Genomic DNA, 4,466 nt, shown 5'->3' with positions numbered 1-4,466 from the left:
TATGGGATTTTCGCACAAGCGCCTCCCCTATCTGGAACTACTGTCGCATAATTTCCACCCCGCCCCCCCCGCCGCGCCGGCGCGCGGCAGCGGGCTGATCCACGAAGCGGTCAAGGCGATGACCGGCGGCGTGACCGAGATGGAGGTGCGCAAGCTCCGCCACAAACTCGGCGTGCGCCCAGTGTTCAAGACGATCGACACCTGCGCCGCCTAATTCGCGGCGCAGACCCCCTATCTCTATTCGACCTACGAAGCCCCGACCTTTGGCGAGCCCGAATGCGAGGCGAACCCCAGCGACCGCAAGAAAATCGTCATCCTCGGCGGCGGTCCGAACCGGATCGGGCAGGGGATCGAGTTCGATTATTGCTGCTGCCACGCCTGCTTCGCATTGGAAGAGGCAGGCTATGAAACGATCATGATCAACTGCAACCCGGAAACGGTGAGCACCGATTATGATACCTCGGACCGCCTCTATTTCGAGCCGTTGACCGCCGAAGATGTGCTGGAAATCCTGCACGTCGAGCAGTCGAAGGGTGCGCTGGTCGGCGTGATTGTCCAGTTCGGCGGCCAGACGCCGCTGAAGCTGGCACAGGCGCTGTCGGACGCGGGCATCCCGATCCTCGGCACCTCGCCCGACGCGATCGATCTCGCCGAAGACCGCGAGCGCTTCGCGGCGCTGGTCAACAAGCTCGGGCTCAAACAACCCGAAAACGGCATTGCGCGCAGCCGCGAGGAAGCGATCGCGGTCGCGACGCGCATCGGCTACCCGGTGCTCACGCGCCCGTCCTATGTGCTCGGCGGCCGCGCGATGGAGATCGTCGACGATCAGGCGCAGCTCGAGAATTACATCGAGACCGCGGTGCAGGTATCGGGCGATTCGCCGGTGCTGATCGACCGCTATCTGCGCGATGCGATCGAAGTCGATGTCGATGCGCTGTGCGACGGCACCGACGTCGTCGTCGCGGGGGTGCTCCAGCATATCGAGGAAGCCGGGGTCCATTCCGGCGACAGCGCCTGCTCGATCCCGCCGTACAGCCTGTCGCCCGCGATCATCGCCGAAATCGAGCGCCAGACCGAATTGCTCGCGCGCGCGCTCGAAGTCCGCGGCCTCATGAACATCCAGTTCGCGGTCAAGGGCGACGAGGTTTACCTGATCGAGGTCAACCCGCGCGCCAGCCGCACCGTGCCTTTTGTCGCCAAGGCCGTCGGCTCGCCGATCGCCAAGATCGCGGCGCGCGTGATGGCGGGCGAAAAGCTCGCCGACCTGCCGAAGATCAACCGCGACATCAAACATGTCGCGGTGAAGGAAGCGGTGTTCCCCTTCGCGCGCTTCCCCGGCACCGACCCGGTGCTGTCGCCGGAAATGAAGTCCACCGGCGAAGTCATGGGAATCGATCGCAATTTCAATCTGGCCTTTGCGAAAGCGCAGCTCGGCGCGGGCGACCGGCTGCCGACCGATGGCCGCGTCTTTGTGTCGGTCAAGGACAGCGACAAGCCGCGCATCATCGGCGCGGTGAAGCAGCTGGCGGCCTGGGGCTGGAAGGTGATCGCGACCGGCGGCACCGCCGATTATCTGGCGGGTGAGGGAATCAACGTCGAGCGCGTCAACAAGGTCGCCGAAGGCCGCCCGCATATCGTAGACCGGATCAAGGACGGCGATGTGCAGCTGATCTTCAACACCACCGAAGGCTGGCAGTCGCTACAGGATTCGCAGTCGATCCGCGCCTCGGCGCTGGCTGGCGACGTCGCTTATTACACGACGGCGGCGGGCAGCGATGCAGCCACGCACGCGATCGGCGCGTTGCGTTCGCACTCTCTTGAAGTAAAGCCGCTTCAAGACTATTATTGAAGGACCGCTCCACCCCCCGACATTGACGGAACAGCGGCGCAGCCGCCCGGCGAAGTTTCGCTGGCGGCGGGTTATTGACGAAGGACAACAGGATAATGGCAAGCGTTGAAAAGGTGCCGATGCTGGCAGAAGGCTATGAGAAGCTGAGCACGCAGCTCACAGCGCTCAAAGCCGAGCGGCCGCTGATCGTCGATGCGATCGAGGAAGCGCGCGCCCACGGCGACCTTTCGGAAAATGCCGAATATCACGCCGCGAAAGAACGCCAGGGCCAGGTCGAAGCGACGATCGGCGACCTCGAGGACAAGCTTTCGCGCGCGCAGGTGATCGACCCGACCATGCTGTCGGGCGACCGCATCGTGTTCGGCGCGACCGTGACGCTCGCCGACGAAGACGACAAGCCGGTGACATACCAGATCGTCGGCCAGGCCGAAGCTGACGCGAAGGATGGCAAGATCAGCTACAACTCGCCGCTCGGCCGCGCGCTGATCGGCCGCCGCGTCGACGACGAGGTCGAGGTCACCGTTCCCGCGGGCGACAAATATTATCTGGTGAAGAAAATCGAATTCATTTGATGGGACGATGACGATGAAGCCGCAGGACGCGCCGCTGGTCACTGGCTATGCGCTGGCGTGCGTGATCGTCTTCGCTTTGCTGTGTATCACGGGGTTTCCGGGTAACGCTATCGTCCGCGCCGGGTTCATTCCGGCGCGGTTCGGGTCGGAACTCATCGTCCCGCCGGGGACGATGGTGCCCTTCTTCCTCACCCCGCTGACCTCTGCCTTCCTGCACGGCGGGGTGCTGCACATCGTCTTCAACATCATCGTGCTGCTGTTCATCGGTCGCCAGCTGGAGGCGCCACTGGGCGCCAAAGCGATGGCGGTGCTGTTGCTCGCGGGCGCCTATGCCGGCGCATTTGCGCAGTTTCTGGCCGATCCGCAGTCGGCGGTGCCGATGATCGGCGCCAGCGGCGCGATCTCCGCCGTGATCGCCGTGTTCGCGCTGATCTTCAGCCGCTCGCAGGCGCCCGCGATCGGGCCGATCCCTTCGCATTGGGTCCGCGCCCTATGGCTCGCCGCGGCGTGGATTGCGGTGCAGCTGCTGATCGGCTTTGCGGGCGGCAGCGGGTTCGGCGCCATCGCGATCTGGGCGCATGTCGGCGGGTTCCTGGCGGGATTGCTACTCGCGCGGCCGCTGCTCAGGTGGCGGTTCGGGGCGCGGTAATCTTCCCCTAAGTCCGTTGAAGACGAACGGGTCAGAAGTTGCCCAACAACCCACCCGCCAGCAACATCGCCACCCGCACATCGATCCCGCACCCCTCGGCGCGTTTCGCGGCCACAAAATCGGCAATCCCAGCTAGCGGCACCCGGTGGACGACAATATCCTCGCTATCGACCCCGCCACCGTCACCGATTTTCACCAGCCCGGTCGCCACCAGCAGCGTAAAACTCTCGCTGACCATCCCCGGCGAGCTGAAGAATTCGCCAATCACCCGCCAATTCGCGGCGCGATAGCCGGTCTCTTCCTCCAGCTCGCGCTCGGCCGCCACCTCCACCGCTTCGTCGGCGCTATCGTCCCCCACCAGCCCCGCGGGCAGCTCAAGGCAATTCACCTTGAGCGGTACGCGATATTGCTCGACCAGGATGACATGCCGCCCATCGGTCGCATCGTCGATCGCCAGGATCACCGCCGCATGGATACCGCGCGAGCGCGAGACATATTCCCACGTCCCGTGCTGCTTGACCGTGATGAAACGACCCTCCCAGCGAGTTTCTATGGGCGTATCGGGGGCGGGGCGGGTCATAGATCTATCCTCTCGTCGTCATCGCGAGCGAAGCAATCCAGAGTGCGAGTAAACCGCCCTGGATTGCTGCGCTTCGCTCGCAATGACAAAAAAATCAAATCTCGATCAACCGGTCCGGTAATTCGTTCGGATTCTTACTGCCGCGCGGGAAATGCTGCGCCAGTACCACTCCCATCTGTGTCACCGCGGCCGCCATACCTGCGCCCGGCTCACCGGCCCGAACGCGGTCGATCAGCGCGTTCATCGCGTCGCCCCAGACATCGGGGGCGACTTTCGCCGCAATCGCCTCGTCGGCCACAATGTCGGCGCGATGCTCTTTCAGGCTGAGGTACAGCAGCACCCCGGTGCGGCCTGATGTCTTCGCCTCGGTCCCGACCTTGAACAGGTCGATCGCACGGGCGCGCACTCGCTGCGCCTTGATCGTGCGCGGGGTCAGCGCCATTCGCAGCGGCTTCCACAGCAGGATGAGCCATGCAGCGATCCATTTGATAACCCCGACCGCGATCACCGTCCCAAGCCACTGATTGGCGGTCAGCTCATAGCCCCAGCCACCTGTCAGCCGGTCATAAAGCCCGCGGAAAAATTCGGGAAACAGCGCGATCGCCGACATCGCGATGAACGCGATGATGCTCGCCCAGACGAGCGCGACATCGTCATAGTCGTTCGACTTCGCTGCGACGACCGTGACGATTTCGCCGCTGGTGTGCGCCTCGGCCGCGGCAACCGCGACAGTGACAATGTCATGGTCGGCTTCGCTGATATGATTGACTTTTTTCGGCACGGTTTGTTCCCCCTACCAGCCGCCGGAGGCGCCCG

The 4,466-nt window shown here is 63.9% G+C and carries 4 protein-coding genes and 1 pseudogene; 3 read left to right on the top strand and 2 right to left on the bottom strand.

The window, feature by feature from the left end; all coding sequences use genetic code 11:
• The 3 genes and pseudogenes from carB to K0M74_RS08275 all read left to right on the top strand — a co-directional run.
• Positions 1–1,849, top strand: a pseudogene (gene carB, locus K0M74_RS08285) (carbamoyl-phosphate synthase large subunit); the annotation flags it as partial.
• A gap of 95 nt (positions 1,850–1,944) precedes the next feature.
• Positions 1,945–2,421, top strand: a complete 477-nt coding sequence (gene greA, locus K0M74_RS08280; protein ID WP_088439243.1) for a transcription elongation factor GreA — start codon at positions 1,945–1,947, stop codon at positions 2,419–2,421.
• Between the two features lie 13 nt (positions 2,422–2,434).
• Entirely contained in the window at positions 2,435–3,070 is a 636-nt protein-coding gene (locus K0M74_RS08275; protein WP_293970410.1) for a rhomboid family intramembrane serine protease, read from the top strand.
• A 31-nt stretch (positions 3,071–3,101) separates the two neighbouring features.
• Here the strand turns inward: K0M74_RS08275 and K0M74_RS08270 are convergent, their stop codons facing one another.
• Positions 3,102–3,650 (bottom strand): NUDIX hydrolase, encoded by a 549-nt coding sequence (locus K0M74_RS08270; RefSeq protein WP_293970406.1) that lies wholly within the window; start codon positions 3,648–3,650, stop codon positions 3,102–3,104.
• Between the two features lie 94 nt (positions 3,651–3,744).
• The gene (locus K0M74_RS08265; protein WP_293970403.1) at positions 3,745–4,431 is read right to left on the bottom strand and encodes a hypothetical protein; all 687 of its coding nucleotides are present in this window, start codon (positions 4,429–4,431) and stop codon (positions 3,745–3,747) included.
• Between the last annotated feature and the right edge of the window lie 35 nt (positions 4,432–4,466).

Source organism: Sphingopyxis sp., assembly GCF_019459305.1.
GTDB lineage: Bacteria > Pseudomonadota > Alphaproteobacteria > Sphingomonadales > Sphingomonadaceae > Sphingopyxis.
This window is presented reverse-complemented; position numbering and strand designations above follow the sequence as displayed.

Coding starts and splice junctions, on each gene's coding strand:
- greA (WP_088439243.1), top strand. CDS start 1,945: ATGGCAAGCGTTGAAAAGGTGCCGATGCTGGCAGAAGGCTATGAGAAG.
- K0M74_RS08275 (WP_293970410.1), top strand. CDS start 2,435: ATGAAGCCGCAGGACGCGCCGCTGGTCACTGGCTATGCGCTGGCGTGC.
- K0M74_RS08270 (WP_293970406.1), bottom strand. CDS start 3,650: ATGACCCGCCCCGCCCCCGATACGCCCATAGAAACTCGCTGGGAGGGT.